At 54.6% G+C, this 20493-nt stretch carries 14 protein-coding genes and 1 pseudogene; 9 read left to right on the top strand and 6 right to left on the bottom strand.

The features are described 5' to 3' along the window. Window positions 1–155: 155 nt before the first annotated feature. The 6 genes and pseudogenes from GM154_RS07250 to glcC form a co-directional block, all read right to left on the bottom strand. Window positions 156–923, bottom strand: coding sequence for a hypothetical protein (locus GM154_RS07250; protein WP_258019776.1), 768 nt, complete (start codon window positions 921–923; stop codon window positions 156–158). An 18-nt stretch (window positions 924–941) separates the two neighbouring features. Continuing rightward, a pseudogene (locus tag GM154_RS25920) lies at window positions 942–2294 on the bottom strand (lipase family protein); the annotation flags it as partial. Between the two features lie 5 nt (window positions 2295–2299). After that, window positions 2300–3127: a hypothetical protein gene (locus tag GM154_RS07240; RefSeq protein WP_219651618.1), complete on the bottom strand. Its 828-nt coding sequence runs from the start codon at window positions 3125–3127 to the stop codon at window positions 2300–2302. 497 nt (window positions 3128–3624) lie between these two features. Continuing rightward, complete coding sequence (locus GM154_RS07235; RefSeq protein ID WP_219651617.1) at window positions 3625–3954, bottom strand: DUF4123 domain-containing protein; 330 nt, start codon at window positions 3952–3954, stop codon at window positions 3625–3627. Continuing rightward, the gene (locus GM154_RS07230; protein WP_219651615.1) at window positions 3951–6029 is read right to left on the bottom strand and encodes a type VI secretion system tip protein VgrG; all 2079 of its coding nucleotides are present in this window, start codon (window positions 6027–6029) and stop codon (window positions 3951–3953) included. The genes GM154_RS07235 and GM154_RS07230 overlap by 4 nt, the downstream gene beginning before the upstream one ends. Window positions 6030–6144: 115 nt before the next feature. After that, window positions 6145–6918 (bottom strand): transcriptional regulator GlcC, encoded by a 774-nt coding sequence (gene glcC / locus GM154_RS07225; protein ID WP_219651839.1) that lies wholly within the window; start codon window positions 6916–6918, stop codon window positions 6145–6147. 233 nt (window positions 6919–7151) lie between these two features. On the opposite strand from glcC, the gene glcD reads away from it, so the two are divergent. From glcD to GM154_RS07180, 9 genes are all read left to right on the top strand, one after another. After that, on the top strand, window positions 7152–8651 hold the full coding sequence (gene glcD, locus GM154_RS07220) for a glycolate oxidase subunit GlcD (protein WP_074826879.1): 1500 nt from the start codon (window positions 7152–7154) through the stop codon (window positions 8649–8651). A gap of 8 nt (window positions 8652–8659) precedes the next feature. Continuing rightward, on the top strand, window positions 8660–9718 hold the full coding sequence (gene glcE, locus GM154_RS07215) for a glycolate oxidase subunit GlcE (RefSeq protein WP_219651837.1): 1059 nt from the start codon (window positions 8660–8662) through the stop codon (window positions 9716–9718). Next, entirely contained in the window at window positions 9718–10998 is a 1281-nt protein-coding gene (gene glcF / locus GM154_RS07210; protein WP_219651613.1) for a glycolate oxidase subunit GlcF, read from the top strand. Before glcE ends, glcF begins: the two co-directional genes overlap by 1 nt. After that, window positions 10967–11374, top strand: a complete 408-nt coding sequence (locus GM154_RS07205; RefSeq protein WP_010795999.1) for a heme-binding protein — start codon at window positions 10967–10969, stop codon at window positions 11372–11374. Before glcF ends, GM154_RS07205 begins: the two co-directional genes overlap by 32 nt. Before the next feature lie 29 nt (window positions 11375–11403). Continuing rightward, window positions 11404–13578 carry a malate synthase G gene (locus GM154_RS07200; protein WP_219651611.1) on the top strand — a complete coding sequence of 725 codons (2175 nt, stop codon included), beginning with the start codon at window positions 11404–11406 and terminating at the stop codon, window positions 13576–13578. A 185-nt stretch (window positions 13579–13763) separates the two neighbouring features. Further along, window positions 13764–15539, top strand: a complete 1776-nt coding sequence (locus tag GM154_RS07195) for an acyl-CoA dehydrogenase C-terminal domain-containing protein (protein WP_219651609.1) — start codon at window positions 13764–13766, stop codon at window positions 15537–15539. Between the two features lie 273 nt (window positions 15540–15812). After that, the gene (locus GM154_RS07190) at window positions 15813–15971 is read left to right on the top strand and encodes a YqaE/Pmp3 family membrane protein (RefSeq protein ID WP_122041471.1); all 159 of its coding nucleotides are present in this window, start codon (window positions 15813–15815) and stop codon (window positions 15969–15971) included. Between the two features lie 145 nt (window positions 15972–16116). Then, window positions 16117–19665 carry a response regulator gene (locus tag GM154_RS07185; protein ID WP_219651607.1) on the top strand — a complete coding sequence of 1183 codons (3549 nt, stop codon included), beginning with the start codon at window positions 16117–16119 and terminating at the stop codon, window positions 19663–19665. Window positions 19666–19667: 2 nt separating this feature from the next. Further along, the gene (locus tag GM154_RS07180) at window positions 19668–20489 is read left to right on the top strand and encodes a protein-glutamate O-methyltransferase CheR (protein ID WP_010795994.1); all 822 of its coding nucleotides are present in this window, start codon (window positions 19668–19670) and stop codon (window positions 20487–20489) included. The last annotated feature ends 4 nt before the right edge of the window (window positions 20490–20493 follow it).

The raw sequence follows: 20493 nt of genomic DNA, 5'->3' as shown, positions 1-20493 counted from the left end.
TTTTGGTCCGAAAGATTTAAATTACCTTATTTTTGATTTTTAAGTTTTACGTTAGGTTGGTATTTTGACGATTTCGATGTTGGCGATATGTCTTCTAGTAACTTGGCAGCTAACCGCATTTTTGAAGCGGTTAGCTTAAGCCTTTTATAGATCAACTAGACGTAACTGGGTTTATACGATCTAGGTATAGCGGCTAATTGAGGGGTTTTGGACGGTAGGTTTTCATCGTGTTGCTGCCACCGGACTATTAGACTAGAAAGTATAGGGTTATTTATTTGAGATCCGTATAAATTTTCAAGCGAAATAGGCTTTTGAGCTAGCTCCCTGATACGGCCTAAAGTACGGGGTAAGCGCCTCCTTTCGGCAGCGACAAAGCTAATAGCTTGTTCAAATTGCTGCCTGCGTAGACTTAAGGAAACTTCTTGATGTCGATGTAGGACGTCATATTTTTGCCAGGCTTGCTTTTCCCATAACTCTAAGTTTTTTTGATAACTACAGATTTCCTTTTCTAACCATTCTTGCTCGCGTTTGGTCAAACTTTGACCTCCCTGCGCAGCGCTAGCTTTCCAGCGTAACAGCGTTGCATGACAAGCCGGAACATACCCAGCTACAGTAAAGTGTTGTGACATGGAAGCTAGCTGTGCAACGAATAACGCTCTGTCAGGCATGTCATTTTTAATGTTGGCTGCATAATAAGTACACGCCGCTTCTTCAATTCCTGAACATTCCGGTTGCCAAAGTACTGAGGTAGTTTCCCCTCTGCCAATAGGGAGCGGTAGAAAGTGATGAAGTGTCCCGTGATGCTGATAATTGTCACCTTTTAAATTGACAACACCCGCCAAGAATGCCGCGCCGCCTATCCCTGTCGCCCCTGTAATAAGTGCCGCTATTCCAGGGATAAATATTCGCTGGTCTGTGTCCATCCATGTTGCAGGGAGACTTGGAATAGGGTCGTTATGGTTAACAAGCCGATGATGGATTAGTTCGGATGCACCTTCGACGAACTTTTTATCGCCAGCGCGAGGTGCGCCATATGTATACAGTAATACATCATAGCCTTGAGCATCACGGCGTAACTATTCGGCTACTAAAAGTGCAATGGCTCCACCTAGGCTATGGCCGTTTACGACGATCTTTTGACCAGAGTAAAAGTTGAATAGATAAGGCTTTATAAATTCTTTAACCGCAAGGAAGGCCTTATAAAATCCGCGGTGCGCCTGCCCTATGCCTTCTTCATAAGGGACTTGTTTAGCATCTATATCGCGCGCGAAGTCTGGTGCCTCCTGAGTGCCCCTGATACCAATTAAAATCATTCGATCATCATGGCTAATATATGCTTGGGTATTAGTATCTGTGTCGTTTAGACTGTGCAATTGCCAAGGTTTTTTTTGTTCACTTTTTTTGGTGTAGTAGAGTGGGTCGAAGGGAATGATTTCTAACCTTTTGGAGTAAGGAACTTCTTCTAAAATAAGATGGTAAGGAGTAACATCTTTAAAGCGCGCAGGCTCTTCATTTAATGCGCCAGTTTCGATGTGTGCCAGTCTGCTGTTTAAGATATAGCCAATGCTGCCAGGGAAAGGATAAGTTGGAGGCATATCTTGGCCTTCAGCATATTTCTCTCCAAAATCTGAATAAGCTAGAGTAGTAAGCAGTGAGAGTTGATAGGCATCAAGTGCTGAAAATTCTGATGTTAGGGAAAGCAGTGGTCTCCAAGCTGTTAAAGCTTTGATTTCTAATAGGTGATGTTTATTAGGTGCAAGGCCAATGCCGAAAGATTTACCGTCATGCTGATTTGAATTGGATGAAAGTTTGCTTGAAGGGCGTGGCGCTAATATATTCGAGGCAGGGGGGAGATGACTAGTAATCTCCACTAAGTCACGTACTTCTACTCGATAAAAGTCAGCATTCTCCTTGACTGCCAACTTAGGGTTTGTACTTAATTGATTGCTGTTTCGCCTTTGGGTTTGCTCTGCTGCAGCTTGTAGTTGTGTAATAGGAAGAGAAAAATTTTCACGGGTTGTTATTTTGTCGTACCAGCTATCAATGTCTCCTTTGTATTTTTCAGGGAATCTGAGGATAGAAGGTCCACAGTAAATATTGCTAATCTTAGCATATCCTTTCTCATCAAGAGTCCCAGTGTATTCTAGGCCCTGGCTATCTATTAGAGAATAGGATAGGTTTGCGTAAGGTTCGCTTTGTCCAAGCTCATCAACCAAACGGAAGCTAACCCAATTATTTTTTCGGGGGCAGCTTTGTCTTTGGCTATTAAAAGCTTTATTGAATGTCTCATCCATGAGTTTTATTCCGTACAGTTCGGATAGACCGTACACACGCGGCCGTCCATAATGAATGCCCTAAATGTGGGAGGGGTTTGGCATCTTATATACTTCTTTGTTTCAATACAGGGCTTCCAACCAGATTCTGTTTTTAACCAAGATCCTCTGAAAAATGGACGCTCTTCTTTAGAGTTTTGGATTTCAACATTAATGGTTTTTCCGTCAAGCTCATCGCGTCTTACCGAAGTGCCTACGCCGTCACGTTTGTCATAGTCGTCAGGTACTTGCCAGTTTTCGTCAGCGCCATGACATACAAGGCCTTTAGTGAATACATCGTTTTTACCCATTAGCCGAAATAGCCACATACACTTTCCCTTTAAACTCAGTCTTCCGCTGGCAGGAAAATGCTTAGCTGTTTCAGGTAAATTTGTATAAATACCTATTCGGCCACCATCGCGACCAAAATCCCCATCTTTAGGACTATATTTGGCGAATACGGTTAGATCTACATTCACTAACTTCATTTCGCATCCGGCCTCATGATACGACAGCGGTATTCGATAGCTAAAGTCCTGTGGCTTGTCTTTGTAGTCCGCTCGATGCTGCTCAATATGAGTGCGAGGAACATAGCCGCCCGTCCCTACACTATAAAAAGTGCAGACAGCTGGTTCGCTCTGTTGGTAGTAAGCAGTGGTTTGAAAAGAGTAGTTCTCAGGAATTTTCCCTGTTAGATCAAAGTGTTTGCCACTAGAATAGCTGACACTGCTAATAGCGCTTTCCTTTATGAAAGTGCCAACCCAAGAACAAGATGTAAGGGTTGATAGAAGTAAAAGCAAAATAAAATTTTTCATTTTTCCTGAGGCCTAAAGAAACTTTGGCAGCGATTAAAGTGTGCTAAGGGAGGCTCGTCTGGTAGGGGCGCCCATGCTGGATGATTGAGTTGGTTTAATCTGTTATGCATAAGCAGAAAAAATAGCTGATATGCATCTTTCCATTGGTAAATTTCAGCTTTAGCTAAACAGTCTTTCAGCCACGTGCGTATATGTAACTGCTTGGCCAGCTCAGTTGTTTCGGCTGGTTGCTTTTCCCATAGCCACTGTTCCAAGTTTAGGATTTTAATTTCTTGCTTTATCTCGTCTGGTTCGGAGTAGAGCCAAGGGAAAGGCGGCTCTGGTAACTGAGAGAGGCTAGGGGTTGGATTTTTATATTCTTTCCATTTTTCCGCGTGCCAATATAAACACTTTCAAAGGGTCCTAGAAGATAAGGAGCTTGTTCACGTTTCAAATAGGCGAGGCTTCTAGCTATTACGCGGGGATCTTGAAAACGGTAAAGAGATATTTGCTCATCTTCATGTATTTCTATCCTGTCCTGTAAGTGTTTTTTTTATAGCAGAAAATTCATGAAATTCTGTACAGGCTAACCAACCCCAGTCCCTTTCTGGATGTTGAATTAGACGTTGAATAGCTACGTTGTCCATGTCTTTAATTCTGATTAGCCAAGGTGCGATGGCAGAAAGCTCTTCATAGGAGGTCCCTTGGTAAAGATTGGCGTATTCCTTGATGACCCCTGAGCCGAATAGCTCTGGTATAGGGTTAGGTTCGGCTAATGAGTCAATAATTAAATAGAGTGATCGCTGCTTATTTGTTTGGGTTTGGATCCACGAGTAGACAGGGCTCATCTTGCTGAATGTCCTATATCACACACACCTTCACGACATGCCTCGCATATTGGGCAACGGCTTGCACCTAACTGCCGGGCCCTTATAGCCATTTGCAGCTGTACATTGGCTAGTGCTAGCTTGGGTAGTTTCCCCGCCTTATCACTATCCGCTGCCCATGGAATAAGCGGCCTCAGGATCTGAATGCCGGAGCCGACACCAGGGCTTCCGCCTGAGTTGATGTTTACCGCTGCCCCCATCAACGTAAAGCCGCTGGGGTCGAGCTTGATGAAGGCGCCGCCTGCCTTGGCGGTCAGTTCAAGCCCGGCTTCGATAACGACCTTACTTCCGGCATACAGGTGGATCTCATTACCGGTCTCGATGTATTGCCCGTTACCCAGCTTGATGTGCTGATTCTGGCCCACTGTAAGGTGGTCATTGGCCTTGATCTCGGTTTTACGGTCCAGGTCTGTTGTGTGGTGCTCTTCGGCTTTGAATTCCGTGTAGCTGTTTGCCTCGATGCGGTCATGCCGCTCATGGCCGACGCGGATCTTTTGGTCGTGCTCGATGTTCTCGTCCCAGTCCCGCTGGGCATGGATATAAATCTGTTCCTGACCTTTCTTGTCTTCGATGCGCAGCTCGTTGTAGCCGCCACCGCCTGGAGTGCTCAAGGTCTTGAAGACGGTACGCGTTTTGTTGGCGGGCAGGTCGTATGGGACTACGTTCTCCTTGTGATACAGGCAGCCGGTGATTAGAGGTTGGTCAGGGTCAGCCTCGAGAAACGTCACCAGTACTTCCATCCCGATACGGGGAATGGCGATGCCACCGTAGCGGTCACCGGCCCAATTACTGGCTACACGGAGCCAGCAACTGGTCTGTTCATTGGCTTGGCCTTCACGATCCCAGTGAAACTGGACCTTTACGCGACCGTATTCATCGCAATGGATTTCTTCGCCCTGGGGGCCGGTCACGATGGCCGTTTGACTGCCCAAAACAGCGGGCTTGGGATGCTCAAGAGCCGGGCGGTAGGGGATATCCCATGGGGTAGCGGTAAAGCGGTTGCGGTAGCCCTGGGTGAAACCATCCTCTTTGGAGACGTCGCTGGTGACAGACTCTTCTAATACCTGAGGTTGGCGACCCTCATGAAAGACTTCCCGGATGAGCCAGAGGGCATTCCAAGATGTACGTGGATGGTTGGCTAAGGGAAGAAAATGCCCGCTGACTAAGCCTGCGTCGCTTTGCCCCTCTGCCAGCTGCGAATCGGACTGATGGCGCTCCAGTGCACGCTGGGAAAGATGTTTGCCCCGGGTACGGTCAGTAAAGTGGCCCGGATAGTCATAATCTTCCAGATCTGGAGAAGAAGATGAACCCTTGTAAGCCGCTTCCATCAAGAGGCGTGGCTTTTCAAAATCGTAATCACGGCGTGTAACACGGCTGGTTCGCGTCGCCAACCGTACACCGAAACGGCGAACGACTTCATGCTGAGCCGCTAAGCCAGAGTCTTGCTGATAAGGCACAGAGGACAGCTTGGGGAAGACAGTCTGATCATCCCCAAAGACGAGCACATGGCCGCTGCCGCTGTGTTGAAAGTGGTAGCTCAGACCTTCTTCTTCGCAGAGACGCTGGATGAAATGCAGATCGCTTTCATCGTACTGAACACAGTAGTCTCTCGGTGGATAGACCGTCTTGCCGAGCTGGAAGCGATAAGCCCCTTCGAACAGGCCATGCTCCTTGAGGATCGCTTCGATGATCTTGGGAACGGTGAGCTGCTGAAAGATACGCTGATTGACGCGGTGCGCCAGGTAGGCCAGTTGAGGCACAAGGCTGAGACGGTAACGCGTCAGGCGCTTACCCGAGTCGCCTTGAGCGGCACGGTAAATAAGTCCGTGAACACCACAACCGCTTGGACCAAAGGCAAGATAGGCCGGTTTGTGTAGCAGGCTTTCCAGGTCAAGGTCGGGCTGCTCGCTGACGAGCTCGATATCGAAACGATACGGCTGATTGAGGGCCTCGTGGCCTTCGAAGCTCAGGACCTGCAGGTCTGTCGACAGGCCGTCGAGCGAAAGGGTGATATGGCTTTCATTTGCGTCCAGCATCCTGCTGAGCCCTCTTTCCTTGAAGAACAGGGCGCGGAGAGCGCCGAACTAGACAGTATATTACTGTGATCTACGTCATATAAATTGCCATAGGGCAATAAACCTGCCCGAATGGTTAAACCCACCCCTCCAGCCGCATCGTTGCCCGTACCAGACGCTGTTCTTCCTGTTCGATCTCTCGCAAATTGTCACGGATGCTATGGATATGATCGAGTGCCGCACGGTGTGCTTGGTCAGGCAGGCGTTGGGTTACTGCTTGATAAAGACGCGTATGCTGTCGATCGATCTGCTTACGGTGGGGTGGGCGATGATAAAGATTAGCGATACAGGCAAAAACCGACCCTAGCAGCAGATCGTTCAAAGACTGGAGTGTATGCACAAGGACGGGATTATGGGAGGCTTCGCTGATCGCAAGGTGGAACCCATGATCCAGCCGGGCATGGGTATTGGCATCCAACGCTTCTGGATTTTCGCAGGCCTCGCATAATTCCTTGTAGCGCCGCCCAATCAATACGAAGTCGGCTTCGGTACCGCGGAGGGCTGCGAGCCGAGCGGCTTCGCCTTCGAGCAGGGCGCGGACTTCGAGCAGGTCAAATAGCGTTCGTGGCTGACTGCTGAAAAGATGCAGAAGAGGGCTGGTGTCGTTTGAGACACTGAGTCGCGCTACGAAAGAGCCGCGGCCCTGGCTTGTCTCGATAATGCCCCGTGCCCGCAGTAATCCGAGCCCTTCACGTAGGGCTGCGCGTGAGACGCCTAACTTGTCACACAAGCGCCGCTCCGAGGGCAGCGCCTGTCCGATTTTCAGAATACCGTCGACGATCAGACGTTCAATCTGTTCGCTGACCGCATCGGCAACGTGTCTACGTTTAGCGCTTTCAATCGTACTCATCGTGCTGGTCTGACCAGTTGGGAGAGTGCTAGTGAGCATGAGCGCCTGATCTTTCGTCAAGGCATATGATGTCTGCAACGATAAGACTTTTGGCTATGGCTAGAAAATAAAAAACTGGTCTGACCAGCTTTTAGTGGCATAGACGCCTTGGCAAACGGGGAGTAAAAGAAAGGCTCATGGCCTTGAAAGGGCCAGGCCCTCCGGCACAAAAACAACAAGATCGGTATCTGGCAATGAATATCCTGTATGACGAACGCGTCGATGGTGTACTGCCTAAGGTTGACAAAGCCAGCCTGATTAAAGCGTTGGAAGCGGCGCTTCCTGGCGTTCAGGTCCTTCATGAGCGAGAAGACCTGAAGCCCTATGAGTGCGACGGCCTTTCGGCATATCGCACCACGCCCATGGCTGTTGTGCTGCCCAGTACTGTCGAGCAGGTGCAGACCTTAATGCGGCTCTGCCATGAGCATAACGTCCCGGTCGTTGCGCGGGGAGCAGGGACGGGGCTTTCCGGTGGTGCTCTGCCGCTGGAGCAGGGCGTGCTGCTGGTCATGGCGAAATTCAATCGGATCCTTGAAGTTGACCCGGATGCGCGCCGTGCACGGGTTCAGCCCGGCGTGCGCAACCTGGCGATTTCCCAGGCAGCCAATCCTTACGGGCTGTATTACGCCCCGGACCCGTCCTCCCAGATCGCCTGTTCCATTGGCGGCAATGTGGCTGAGAACGCAGGGGGCGTGCACTGCCTGAAGTATGGTCTTACGGTTCACAACATCCTGAAGGTCGACATTGTGACCATTGAGGGAGAACGTCTGACCCTGGGTAGTGAGGCGCTCGACACGCCCGGATTTGATCTGCTGGCTTTGTTCACGGGTTCGGAAGGGCTTCTAGGCGTGGTGGTGGAGGTAACCGTCAAGCTTCTGCCCAAGCCACAAACGGCCAAGGTGTTGATGGCCAGCTTCGACAATATTGAAAAAGCCGGTCGAGCAGTCGGCGATATTATCGCTGCAGGCATCATTCCTGGCGGTCTGGAAATGATGGATAACCTCTCTATTCGAGCGGCGGAAGATTTCATCCATGCAGGCTATCCGGTGGACGCCGAGGCTATCCTCCTGTGTGAGCTGGATGGGGTGGAGTCTGACGTTCATGCTGACTGCGATTGCGTTCGTGATGTCCTGGCTCGGGCCGGAGCCACCGAGATTCGGCTAGCCCGGGACGAGGCCGAGCGGCAGAAATTCTGGGCAGGCCGCAAAAACGCATTCCCGGCAGTAGGCCGGATTTCTCCCGATTACTACTGCATGGACGGCACCATTCCCCGCCGTGCATTGCCGGGCGTTCTCAAGGGAATTGCGGATCTGTCCGAGCACTACGGCCTGCGGGTTGCCAATGTCTTCCATGCCGGGGACGGCAACATGCATCCGCTGATCCTGTTTGATGCCAATCAGCCGGGCGAACTTGAGCGCGCAGAAGAGCTGGGCGGCAAGATCCTCGATCTGTGTGTGGAGGTAGGTGGCAGCATCACCGGTGAGCACGGCGTAGGGCGAGAAAAGATCAACTCCATGTGTACGCAGTTCAAGCCTGATGAATTGACGTTATTTCACGCCGTCAAGAAAGCCTTTGATGAGAAGGGATTGCTCAACCCGGGCAAGAACGTGCCGACGCTGCACCGCTGCGCTGAGTTTGGCGGCATGCATGTACATCACGGCAAGCTGCCTTTTCCTGAACTGGAGCGCTTTTGATGGACGCCATGACTGCTTCCCATGATGCTTCTCAGGCGCTTCAGGACGAAGTGCTCCAGGCTATTGAGCAACGTCAGCCGCTACGCATCCGGGGCGGCGACAGCAAGCGTCACCTGGGCCGACCGGTAGATGGTATGGAAATCGATGTGCGCGCCCACCGAGGCATCGTCACCTATGATCCCACTGAGCTTGTAGTGACGGTACGGACAGGCACTCCACTGGCTGAGTTGGAGGCTGCATTGGAAGCTAACGACCAGATGCTGCCCTGCGAGCCGCCGCATTTTGGCCCGGGCGCGACGGTAGGCGGCATGATTGCGACGGGCTTTTCCGGCCCGCGTCGGCCTTGGGTAGGCTCGGTACGGGATTTCGTTCTAGGGACCCGTGTCATCACAGGCGAGGGCAAGCACCTGCGCTTTGGCGGTGAAGTCATGAAGAACGTGGCGGGCTATGACCTGTCTCGTCTGCTAGCTGGGAGCTTTGGTTGTCTGGGACTGATCACCGAGGTGTCTCTCAAGGTTCTGCCCAAGCCGCGGACGTGTACCCGTCTAAGGTTGGAGCTGGATGCCCCGCGCGCGCTGAGCAAGCTGGCCGAGTGGGAGCGCCAGGCCATTCCGCTGGCAGGGGCCTGCCATGATGGCCGCGCATTACATATTCGTCTGGAGGGCGGTGAGGGTTCTGTCGCGGCCGCTCGGGATCGCATTGGAGGTGAAGACCTGTCCGTTGCGTACTGGACTGATCTGCGCGAGCACCGACTGGAATTTTTCGCTGATCCACGTCCACTGTGGCGCCTGTCGCTACCCAATCACAGCCCTGTATTGGAGCTGCCCGGCTCGGTCCTGATGGATTGGGGCGGTGCCCAGCGGTGGCTGAAAAGCGATATGGATGCCGCCACGCTCAGGCCTCTTGTCGAGCAGGTCGGGGGGCATGCCACCTGTTTCACGCCTGATATCACGCGCGAGCCATTCCACTCACTGGCACCTGCGCTTCTCAAATATCAGCGTCAGCTCAAGCAGCAAATGGACCCGCATGGGCTGTTCAATCCTGGTCGACTGTATGCGGAGCTGTAATGCAAACAATACTAAGTGAAGAAGCACGTCGCCTACCGCAGGCAGCGGAGGCCGAACGCGTACTGCGTAGCTGCGTACACTGCGGCTTCTGCAACGCTACCTGCCCGACCTATCAACTGTTGGGCGATGAGCTGGATGGCCCTCGCGGGCGTATCTACCTGATCAAGCAGATGCTGGAAGGCGGACCCGTAACAACGAAAACACAGCTGCACCTGGACCGCTGCCTGACCTGTCGCAACTGTGAGACGACCTGTCCGTCCGGCGTGACTTACCACAATCTGCTGGATATCGGTCGTGCCGAGCTGGAGCGCCGCGTGCCTCGCCCGATGAGGGAGCGCCTCCTGCGGGCCGGCTTGCGCACCGTGCTGCCGCATCCTGCGTTATTCAAGGCACTGGCGGGTGCAGGGCAAACACTGCGCCCACTCTTACCGGATGCGCTAAAGAGCAAGCTTCCTGCCGATCCGCTCCCTGCGGGAGAGCGACCGGCGGTACGTCATGAGCGACACGTGTTGATGCTGGAGGGCTGTGTTCAACCAGGACTATCGCCCAACATCAACGCTGCAACGGCGCGGGTGCTGGATCGCTTGGGGATTAGCGTGGTCGATGCGCCGCGAGCAGGATGCTGTGGCGCCGTTGAGTTTCACCTTAATGCCCAGCATGACGGCCTTGACCGTGCCCGCCGCAATATCGATGCCTGGTGGCCTGCCGTGGAAGCAGGCGCGGAGGCAATTGTGCAGACGGCCAGCGGTTGCGGCGCATTCGTCAAGGATTACGGTTATCTGCTGAAGGATGATCCCGCCTATGCCGCCAAGGCCCGCCGGGTATCCGAGCTGGCAAAGGATATCGTCGAGGTGGTTCGTGCCGAGCCGTTGGAGCGGCTGGTGGTGAGTGCGGATCACCGGTTGGCCTTTCATTGCCCCTGTACCCTACAACATGCCCAGAAGCTGGGCGGCGCTGTAGAGGAGGTCTTGCAGCGTCTGGGCTATACGCTGGCGACGGTGCCAGACGCCCATCTGTGCTGCGGCTCTGCCGGCACCTATTCTCTCACTCAGCCGGAGCTGTCTCGTCAGTTGCGAGACAACAAGCTCGCCGCGCTCGAGAGTGGGCAGCCCGATCTGATCGTTACCGCCAATATCGGTTGCCAGACCCATCTGGGCGGTGTTAGTCGTACACCGGTCCGACATTGGATCGAGATTGTCGATGCCGCTCTGAATTCCGAACCCTACCATCCTCACGTGGAGAATCTGCATGCAAAGCAAAGCCGTCCTGACCGTCACTGAAGTGAATCGCATCCTGGAGGCCGCACGCGCCGAGGCCGAGCGCAACCAGTGGGCCGTCTCCATTGCGGTAGTGGACGATGGCGGACATCCGCTGGCGCTGCTCAGGCTCGACAATGCCGCGCCAACCAGCGGCTACATCTCTACGGAAAAAGCCCGGACCGCAGCCCTAGGGCGCCGTGAGTCCAAAGGGTTTGAAGACATGATCAACGGCGGACGCACTGCCTTTCTGTCCGCGCCGGTGTTGGCTGGCATGCTGGAGGGTGGTGTACCGGTCATGGTCGAGGGACAGGTCGTCGGCGCGGTAGGCGTTTCAGGCGTCAAGGCCGATCAGGATGCACAGGTGGCCAAAGCGGGTGCTGCGGCTGTTTTGGGTTGAACCGATAAGAAGAACACAGGGATTACGACATGACTCAACGCACTTCTTGCCATCGCTTACAGGTAGCCACCTCCTTGCATCGCTTTGTCGAGGAGCAAGTGTTGCCCGGTACGGGAATCGATAGCGCTGCTTTCTGGCAGGGCTTCGATGCTCTGGTGCATGACCTGGCACCGCGTAACCAGGCACTGCTGGCCGAGCGTGATCAGATCCAGGCAAAGCTGGATGACTGGCATCGTACCAATCCCGGCCCGATCAAGGACATGGCGACCTATCGCCGCTTTCTGGAGTCCATTGGCTACCTGCTGCCGCAGCCGGAGAAGGTCCAGGCGACCACAGCCAATGTCGATACTGAAATCGCGCAGCAGGCTGGTCCGCAGCTGGTTGTACCGGTGCTCAATGCGCGTTATGCCCTGAACGCTGCGAATGCGCGCTGGGGCTCGCTTTACGATGCACTCTACGGCACTGATGCCATTCCAGAAGACGAAGGCGCCGAGAAAGCCAAGGGCTACAACCCCGCTCGCGGAGCCAAGGTTATCGCTTACGCCCGCGACTTCCTGGACCGAACCGTTCCGTTGGCCAAAGGCTCCCATAAAGAGGCAACGCGCTACCGGGTCGACGGCGGCCGTCTCGTGGTAGACATGAAGAATGGGGCCTGCGAGCTGGCCGATCCGTCAGCCTTTGTCGGCTATCAGGGCGATGCATCCGAACCATCGGCCATTCTGCTCAAGCACAACGGTCTGCATTTTGAAATTCAGATCGATCGTCACTCCCAGATCGGCCAGACCGACTGTGCTGGTGTGAAGGACATCCTGATGGAGTCGGCCGTCAGCACCATCATGGATCTGGAGGACTCGATTACTGCTGTGGATGCACAGGACAAGGTCCTGGCTTACCGTAACTGGCTGGGCCTGATGAAAGGTGATCTGGCCGAAGAGGTGACCAAGGGTGACAAGCGCTTCACGCGTACGCTCAACCCGGACCGTGAGTATACGGCGGCCAATGGTGAGAGCCTGTCGCTGCATGGCCGCTCGCTTCTGTTCGTACGTAACGTCGGCCACCTGATGACCAACCCGGCCATTCTGTATGCCGATGGTCAGGAGATTCCTGAAGGCATCATGGATGCGGTGATGACCGTTACCATCGCCCTGCATGATCTGGCGCGCCGTGGCAACTCCCGTACCGGCTCCATTTATATCGTGAAACCAAAGATGCACGGGCCGAAGGAAGTGGCTTTTGCGGCTGAATTGTTTGGACGGGTCGAGTCCATGCTGGGACTGCCTGCCGACACGATCAAGATGGGTATCATGGATGAGGAGCGCCGTACCAGCGTCAACCTCAAGGCCTGTATTGCCGAGGCGGCTTCCCGCGTGGCCTTTATCAATACCGGTTTCCTGGATCGCACCGGCGACGAGATGCACACCAGCATGGAAGCGGGTGCGATGTTGCGCAAGGGCGACATGAAAGGAAGCAAGTGGATCGCCGCCTACGAGCGCAACAACGTCTTGGTTGGTTTGTCCTGCGGGCTGCGTGGCCGCGCCCAGATCGGTAAGGGCATGTGGGCCATGCCTGACCTTATGGCCGCCATGCTGGAGCAAAAGATTGGTCATCCTAAAGCTGGCGCCAATACCGCCTGGGTGCCATCGCCTACGGCTGCGACCCTGCATGCGCTGCATTACCATCAGGTCGATGTGCAGGCGATCCAGCAAGAACTGGAGCAGGTCGATGTCAACGCCGCTCGTGACAGCATCCTGAACGATCTGTTGACCATTCCGGTTGCCGAGTCTGCCAACTGGTCTGCCGAGGAGATTCAGCAGGAGCTGGACAACAACGCCCAAGGCATTCTGGGTTATGTCGTGCGCTGGGTAGACCAGGGTGTCGGCTGCTCCAAGGTGCCGGATATCCATAACGTCGGCCTGATGGAAGACCGCGCCACACTGCGTATCTCTAGCCAGCATATTGCCAACTGGTTGCGCCATGGCGTAACCAATCAGGCACAGGTGATCGAAACGTTGCAGCGGATGGCCCGTATCGTGGATGAGCAAAACGCAGGTGACTCCCTGTATCGCCCCATGGCGCCCAACTTCGAAACGTCCTATGCCTTCCGGGCCGCCCGGGACTTGGTTCTAAAGGGACGCGAACAGCCTAACGGTTACACCGAGCCGCTGCTTCACGAGTGGCGATTGAAAGCCAAGGCAGGCTTGTAAAAGCCTTGAAAAGGGACGCTAACAGCGTCCCTTTTTCGTTGGCTCAAACAAGGATCGGGTGGGTGACCGAAGCTGACTGTCTGGTCGCATCATGAACCTATGGCCCTTTTGGCGTGTTCGCTACACTCAGGGAATACTCACAAAAAAGCGCCGGATACCCTGCGCCTCTGCTGGAGGATTGCCCCATGGCTGACTACCAAGCTCCCCTACGTGATATCCGTTTCCTGCTCAACGATGTGTTCAGAGTGCAGGAGGCGTGGCAGCAGTTACCTGAGCTGGCGGAACGGGTCGATACCGAGACGGCCGACGCCATTCTGGAAGAAGCGGCCAAGGTGGCTGCCCGCACTCTGTCTCCACTTAACCGTAATGCGGATGAAGAGGGCTGCCGTTGGGATGGGGGCAAGGTGATTACGCCAAAAGGCTTCCGGGAGGCGTATACCGTCTATGCCGAAGGCGGTTGGGTAGGCGTAGGCGGTGATCCCGAGTACGGCGGTATGGGCATGCCCAAGGTGATTTCTGCTCAGGTCGAGGAAATGGTCCATGCGGCCAATCTATCCTTTGGCCTGTACCCCATGCTCACGGCAGGCGGTTGCCTGGCCATCCATGCTCATGCCAGCGAAGAGCTGAAAGCGCGGTATCTGCCCAACCTCTATTCCGGTGTATGGGCAGGCTCCATGTGCCTGACCGAGCCCCATGCCGGCACAGACCTGGGCATCATCCGCACTCGTGCTGAACCGCAGGCGGATGGCAGTTATGCCATTACCGGTACGAAGATCTTTATTACAGCCGGTGAGCATGACCTGACGGAAAACATCATCCACCTGGTGCTTGCGAAGCTTCCGGACGCACCTGCCGGCTCCAGAGGCATTTCACTTTTCCTCGTTCCAAAGGCCCTGGTCAATGAGGACGGCAGCCTTGGCGAGCGCAATACCCTGGCGTGCGGCTCCATCGAGCACAAGATGGGTATTCACGGCTCCAGTACCTGCGTGATGAACTTTGATGGCGCCAAGGGTTATCTGGTCGGTGAGCTCAATAAAGGGCTGGCTGCCATGTTCACCATGATGAACTACGAACGCCTGGGCGTAGGCATTCAAGGGCTGGGAGCAGGAGAGCGCTCCTATCAGAGTGCCGTTGAATACGCCCGTGAGCGCCTGCAAAGCCGCGCGGCAACCGGCCCGTCTGCGCCTGAAAAGGCGGCTGACCCTATCATCGTTCATCCTGACGTACGTCGCATGCTGTTGACCATGAAGGCCTTGAACGAGGGCGGTCGTGCATTTTCCACCTATGTTGCGATGCAGCTCGATATCGCCAAGTTCAGCAACGATGCTCAGGCGCGCTCACGTGCCGAAGGCATGGTGGCGCTATTGACTCCTGTAGCCAAGGCTTTCCTGACAGATCTGGGGCTCGAGATTTGCGTGCATGGCCAGCAGATCTATGGTGGGCATGGGTACATTCGTGAATGGGGGCAGGAGCAGCTTGTACGAGACGTTCGTATTACCCAGATATACGAGGGCACCAACGGTATCCAGGCGCTGGATCTGATGGGGCGCAAGGTTGTAGGTTCGGCGGGAAGCCTGTATCGGCCTTTCTCGGAAGAGATCAGAGCCTATATCGAAATACTGAATGGCACGTCATCCGAGTTTGCCGAACCGCTGCGAGTAGCGCTGGATAACCTGGACGCCCTGACCGAGTGGGTCATGAACGAGGCCAAAAGCAATCCGAACGAGATAGGTGCAGCGTCGGTGGAGTACTTGCATGTGTTGGGTTATACCGCCTATGCCTACCTGTGGGCACGCATGGCTGAAGCCGCATTGCAAAGCGATCATGCCGAGCTGCGCAGTAGCAAGGTCGCCACGGCACGGTTCTACTTTGCCCGACTGCTACCTCGCATTCATTCGTTGACGGCTTCGGTAAAGGCAGGCAGCGGTGTGTTGTATGAGCTGGAGGCTGAGCAATTCTGATGTAAGCAAATACTTACAGAATGTTGCATGACTTGGCTCTATTAACCCTACATTTATAGGGAATATCATTCAGCTATCGAGTTCAGCGCAGGAAGCGCCCCAGTTAAAACAGGGAGTTAGAGGACTGCACCAGGACGGTGCCCGATACGGAAATCCTCCATAGTCTGCAAAGCCCCGCTACAGCGGGGTTTTTTCTGCCCGGCATTCGAGGAACCGACTCCCGTGCAATAGGTCCTATAGCTGTTTCGACGGCCTGTTACGAGGAGCTTGCAAATGGACCTGATCAGAATCATCTGCGCCATCATCCTTCCGCCCCTAGGCGTTTTCCTCCAGGTTGGTCTCGGAGGCGCTTTCTGGTTGAACATCCTGCTGACCATTTTGGGCTATATTCCAGGCATTATTCATGCTGTCTGGATCATCGCTCGGCGCTAGTCCAGGCAATGGATAATTCGGCCCGCGATTGAATTAATTTAACGCGGGCCGCTTCGCTTTTCGTTTTTTCGTGCATGCTTGCCGTACTGCGGCTGCCTTGCAGCAGGTGGCCGCTTTTTCATTCATGACTGATATTGAGTAACGCATGAATCGTGAGTCGCCTGTCGATCAGCAAAGCTTTCGTCGAATCCTGAGCCGCAACCTGACCCTGCCTCTAGGGATCGGCTTTCTTACCTCGGCGTTCTTCGTTGCTATCGTTTATTACCTTCTCTCCGTCAACCAATGGATCGAGCATACCGACCGGGTCATCAGCAGCGGTAACAATATATTCAGGCTGGTGGTAGACCTGGAAACAGGGATGCGTGGGTATCTGTTGAGTGATGATCCCACATTCCTTGAGCCCTATCAGCGCGCATTGCCTACCGTGCAAGCCCAGCTGGATGAGCTGAAAATTCAGGTTTCGGACAATGAGGTTCAGCTCCGGCGGCTTGAGCGGATCGAGAGCCTGCACCGTTCCTGGCGCGAATATGCGGCACGCATGATTGCGCTGAACCAACAGAACGGCGACTTCATGAAGCATGTGCGTGATGGGGAAGGCAAAGACATGATCGATGCCATTCGCCGTGACTTCAACGATTTCATTGCCCTGGAACAGCAACAACGGGCCGAGCGTAGTGCAACGGCCAGCCAGGCCACGATTATCATCGTGGCCTCGTTCCTGAGTGTCAGCCTCTTGCTGAGCGGCCTGCTGGCCTTCCTGGGGCGTCGTGAGCTGACACGCCTGTCCAGCACCTACACCACTGCGCTGGATCAGCAGCTCGATCATACCGAGCAAATGCAACGGCAGGCTTGGTACCGTGCCGGACAGATGCAGCTCTCCGAACAGGTGATTGGCCAGCAGACACTGCCTCTGCTAGGGCAAAGCATCCTGCAATTCCTGGCCCGTTATCTGGGCGCTTCTGCGGGAGCGATCTATATCGTCCAGGACGATAACCGCAAGCTGGAGCGCGTAGCCGAATATGCGTTGAGCGAAGAGAACCTTTCCACGAGACGCACGCTGGCCTTGGGTGAAAGCCTGGTGGGACAGGCGGCTCTGGAGTCACGCATCATCGAGCTGAAGGATCTGCCACGTGATTATCTGAAGGTCAGCTCGGCCGTCGGCGAGACCACTGCCGCAGCGGCCCTGATCGTACCGATTGAAAGTGATGGTATGGTCAATGGTGTGGTGGAGCTCGGCTTTACCCGCAGTCTGGAAGCGCGGGATACCGAGTTGCTCAAGCTTGTCTCCTCAGCGATTGGTTCTTCCATCGAGGCCGGCAAGTATCGCCAGCGTCTGCAAAAGCTGTTGGCCGAGACCCAGCAGCTCAACGAAGAGCTGCAGGTACAGCAGGAAGAACTCCGCACCGCCAACGAAGAACTCGAAGAGCAGTCCCGTGCGCTCAAGGAGTCTCAGGCGCACCTCGAGCAGCAGCAGGCCGAGCTTGAGCAGACCAATGAGCAGCTCTCCGAGCAGACCCATGAGCTGCAACAGCAGCGCGACATGCTCGACGAGCGCAACAACCTGCTCAACGCAGCGCAGACTGAACTGGAAGAGCGGGCTCGCGAGCTTGAGCGTGCCAGCCAGTACAAGTCGGAGTTCCTGGCCAACATGTCCCATGAACTACGGACTCCGCTCAACAGCTCGCTTATCCTGGCCAAGTTGTTGGCCGATAACACGGATGCGAACCTTACTGCCGAGCAGGTCCGTTTTGCAGAGTCCATCTATTCTGCTGGCAATGACCTGCTCAACCTGATCAACGATATCCTCGACATTTCCAAGGTCGAGGCAGGCATGCTGGAAATCAGGCCTGAGCAGGTGTCCGTCAAGCGTGTTGTCGACACCCTGAAAAACTCATTCAATCCCGTGGCCGATAGCCGTGAGCTGTCTTTCACGGTGGATCTTGCCGACGATCTGCCTGGCTTTGTGTACTCGGATCGGCAGCGTATCGAACAGATTCTCAAAAACCTGCTTTCCAATGCATTCAAGTTTACCGAGCGAGGCGGCGTTACGCTCAAGGTGACGCTCGACCAGAACCAGGTCGCGTTCGCGGTCACCGACTCGGGCATTGGGATTGCGCCAGATCAGCAGGAAGTCATCTTTGAAGCCTTCCGTCAGGCCGATGGCGCAACGACCCGTCGTTACGGCGGTACCGGTCTGGGACTTTCTATTTCCCGCGACCTGGCCAAGCTGCTGGGGGGCTCCATTGAAGTGCAGAGCGTTCCGCAGCAGGGCAGTACCTTCACCTTACGCCTACCCCTGCAATATGAGCAGCCACTCATTGCCGACGCACCTGCTTCCCGTGTTCAGGCCGCTCCTGCGCCACGTCCTGCCAGCGAGGCGCCAGCTCCAGTCGCGGTTGCTGCATCCGTTGCTGCCGCGCCGTCATCGGTGCCAGTAGTGACGGCTGACGAAATAAGCCCGGCCCGCCCGAGACCGTTCCCGGACGACCGTGAAAGCTTCCCCTTCCCGGATCGCAAGGTACTGGTGATTGAGGACGAGCCACAATTCGCGCGTATTCTTTACGATCTGGCCCATGAGCTGAAGTACAGCTGCCTAGTGGCGCACGGGGCTGATGAAGGTTTTGATGTCGCAACCGAGTTCACGCCGGATGCCATCCTGCTGGACATGCGCCTACCCGACCATTCAGGCCTTACCGTGCTTGAGCGGCTCAAGGAAAACCCCCATACACGGCATATTCCGGTGCATGTGGTGTCGGTCGAGGATCGGGTCGAGGCAGCCATGCATATGGGGGCCGTTGGCTATGCCATGAAGCCCACCACCCGTGATGAACTCAAGACCGTCTTCAGTCGACTCGAAGCCAAGTTTTCGCAGAAGATGAAGCGCATTCTCTTGGTCGAAGACGATGCGCTGCAGCGCGACAGCATCACCAAGCTCATCGGTGATTCGGATGTGGAAATTACCGCGGTAGAGCTTGGCCAAGAAGCGCTTGAGCTGCTGCGCAACAATATCTATGACTGCATGGTAATCGACCTCAAACTGCCCGATATGGAAGGCAACGAGCTGCTTGAGCGCATGGCCAATGAAGAGATCTGCTCCTTCCCGCCGGTCATTGTCTATACCGGGCGCAGTCTGACCCGTGATGAAGAAGCGAACCTGATGAAGTACTCGCGCTCGATCATCATCAAAGGAGCCCGTTCGCCCGAGCGTCTGCTGGATGAGGTCACACTCTTCCTGCACAAGATCGAAGCCGACATGCCGCCTGAGCGCCAGAAAATGCTCAAGACTGCCCGCAGCCGCGACAAGGCATTCGAAGGTCGTAAGCTCCTGTTGGTAGATGACGACGTACGCAATATCTTCGCCCTGACCAGTGCGCTCGAGCAGAAGGGAGCAATCGTCGAAATCGCCCGCAATGGTCTTGAGGCGGTGGAGAAGGTACAAACGATCGAAGGTATCGATCTTGTACTCATGGACATCATGATGCCAATGATGGACGGCTATCAGGCCATGCAGGAAATTCGCAAGATTCCTTACCTGCAAAAACTGCCCATTATTGCTATTACTGCCAAGGCCATGAAGGACGACCAGGAGCGTTGTCTGCGTGCCGGGGCCAATGACTATCTGGCTAAGCCTGTCGATCTGAACCGGCTGTTCTCATTAATCAGGGTATGGATGCCGTCACTGGAGAAGCTGTAACCATGTGTCCCGACCGTACCCTGGATATTGAGCTGCGCTTGCTCATCGAGGGTATCTATCTCAAATACAGCTACGACTTTCGGGATTATTCCGGCGCTTCGCTCAAGCGCCGGGTGCTCCATGCGCTGTCGAAGTTTGAATGCGAAACTATTTCAGAGCTGCAAGCTCGCGTGCTGCATGATCCGCAACTGTTCAGCGAGCTGCTCCAGTTCCTGACGATTCCGGTCAGCGAGATGTTTCGTGACCCCACCTATTACCTGGCCATTCGAGAGCACGTAGTCCCTGTGCTCAAGACCTATCCATCGCTCAAGATCTGGATTGCCGGGTGCAGTACGGGGGAGGAAGTCTATTCCATGGCCATCCTCTTTAAGGAAGAGGGGCTGCTGGACCGTACGTTGATTTACGCCACCGATATCAATCCACAATCGCTGGATCGTGCCCGGCAGGGCGTCTTTCCGCTGGAGCGGGTGCGTAAATACACACAAAGCTATCAGCTGGCCGGCGGCAAGAATTCCTTTTCCGACTATTACACAGCCGCCTACGATGGGGCGCTGTTTGATAAGTCACTGATGGCCAATGTCACCTTTGCCGACCATAGCCTGGCTACGGACATGGTGTTTTCTGAGACGCACTTCATCTCCTGCCGAAATGTTCTGATCTATTTCAACAAAGGCTTACAGAATCGCGCGTTCGGTTTGTTTCATGAGTCGCTGTGCCACCGGGGCTTTCTCGGGCTCGGCAGCAAGGAGTCGCTCGATTTCTCTGCCTATGCGGGTCATTTCGAACCGGTCGTCAAAAAAGAACGACTTTTCAGGCGGTTATAATCGT

Origin of the sequence: Pseudomonas sp. MAG002Y (genome assembly GCF_019400845.1) — a bacterium.
Classification (GTDB): domain Bacteria; phylum Pseudomonadota; class Gammaproteobacteria; order Pseudomonadales; family Pseudomonadaceae; genus Chryseomonas; species Chryseomonas luteola.
The sequence above is the reverse complement of the archived record's forward strand: the minus strand, read 5'-3'. Positions and strand labels throughout refer to the sequence as shown.

Excerpts from the sequence above, each read along its gene's own strand:
- GM154_RS07250 (WP_258019776.1), bottom strand. The coding sequence starts at position 923 with ATGGACACAGACCAGCGAATATTTATCCCTGGAATAGCGGCACTTATT.
- GM154_RS07240 (WP_219651618.1), bottom strand. The coding sequence starts at position 3,127 with ATGAAAAATTTTATTTTGCTTTTACTTCTATCAACCCTTACATCTTGT.
- GM154_RS07235 (WP_219651617.1), bottom strand. The coding sequence starts at position 3,954 with ATGAGCCCTGTCTACTCGTGGATCCAAACCCAAACAAATAAGCAGCGA.
- GM154_RS07230 (WP_219651615.1), bottom strand. The coding sequence starts at position 6,029 with ATGCTGGACGCAAATGAAAGCCATATCACCCTTTCGCTCGACGGCCTG.
- glcC (WP_219651839.1), bottom strand. The coding sequence starts at position 6,918 with ATGAGTACGATTGAAAGCGCTAAACGTAGACACGTTGCCGATGCGGTC.
- glcD (WP_074826879.1), top strand. The coding sequence starts at position 7,152 with ATGAATATCCTGTATGACGAACGCGTCGATGGTGTACTGCCTAAGGTT.
- glcE (WP_219651837.1), top strand. The coding sequence starts at position 8,660 with ATGACTGCTTCCCATGATGCTTCTCAGGCGCTTCAGGACGAAGTGCTC.
- glcF (WP_219651613.1), top strand. The coding sequence starts at position 9,718 with ATGCAAACAATACTAAGTGAAGAAGCACGTCGCCTACCGCAGGCAGCG.
- GM154_RS07205 (WP_010795999.1), top strand. The coding sequence starts at position 10,967 with ATGCAAAGCAAAGCCGTCCTGACCGTCACTGAAGTGAATCGCATCCTG.
- GM154_RS07200 (WP_219651611.1), top strand. The coding sequence starts at position 11,404 with ATGACTCAACGCACTTCTTGCCATCGCTTACAGGTAGCCACCTCCTTG.
- GM154_RS07195 (WP_219651609.1), top strand. The coding sequence starts at position 13,764 with ATGGCTGACTACCAAGCTCCCCTACGTGATATCCGTTTCCTGCTCAAC.
- GM154_RS07190 (WP_122041471.1), top strand. The coding sequence starts at position 15,813 with ATGGACCTGATCAGAATCATCTGCGCCATCATCCTTCCGCCCCTAGGC.
- GM154_RS07185 (WP_219651607.1), top strand. The coding sequence starts at position 16,117 with ATGAATCGTGAGTCGCCTGTCGATCAGCAAAGCTTTCGTCGAATCCTG.
- GM154_RS07180 (WP_010795994.1), top strand. The coding sequence starts at position 19,668 with ATGTGTCCCGACCGTACCCTGGATATTGAGCTGCGCTTGCTCATCGAG.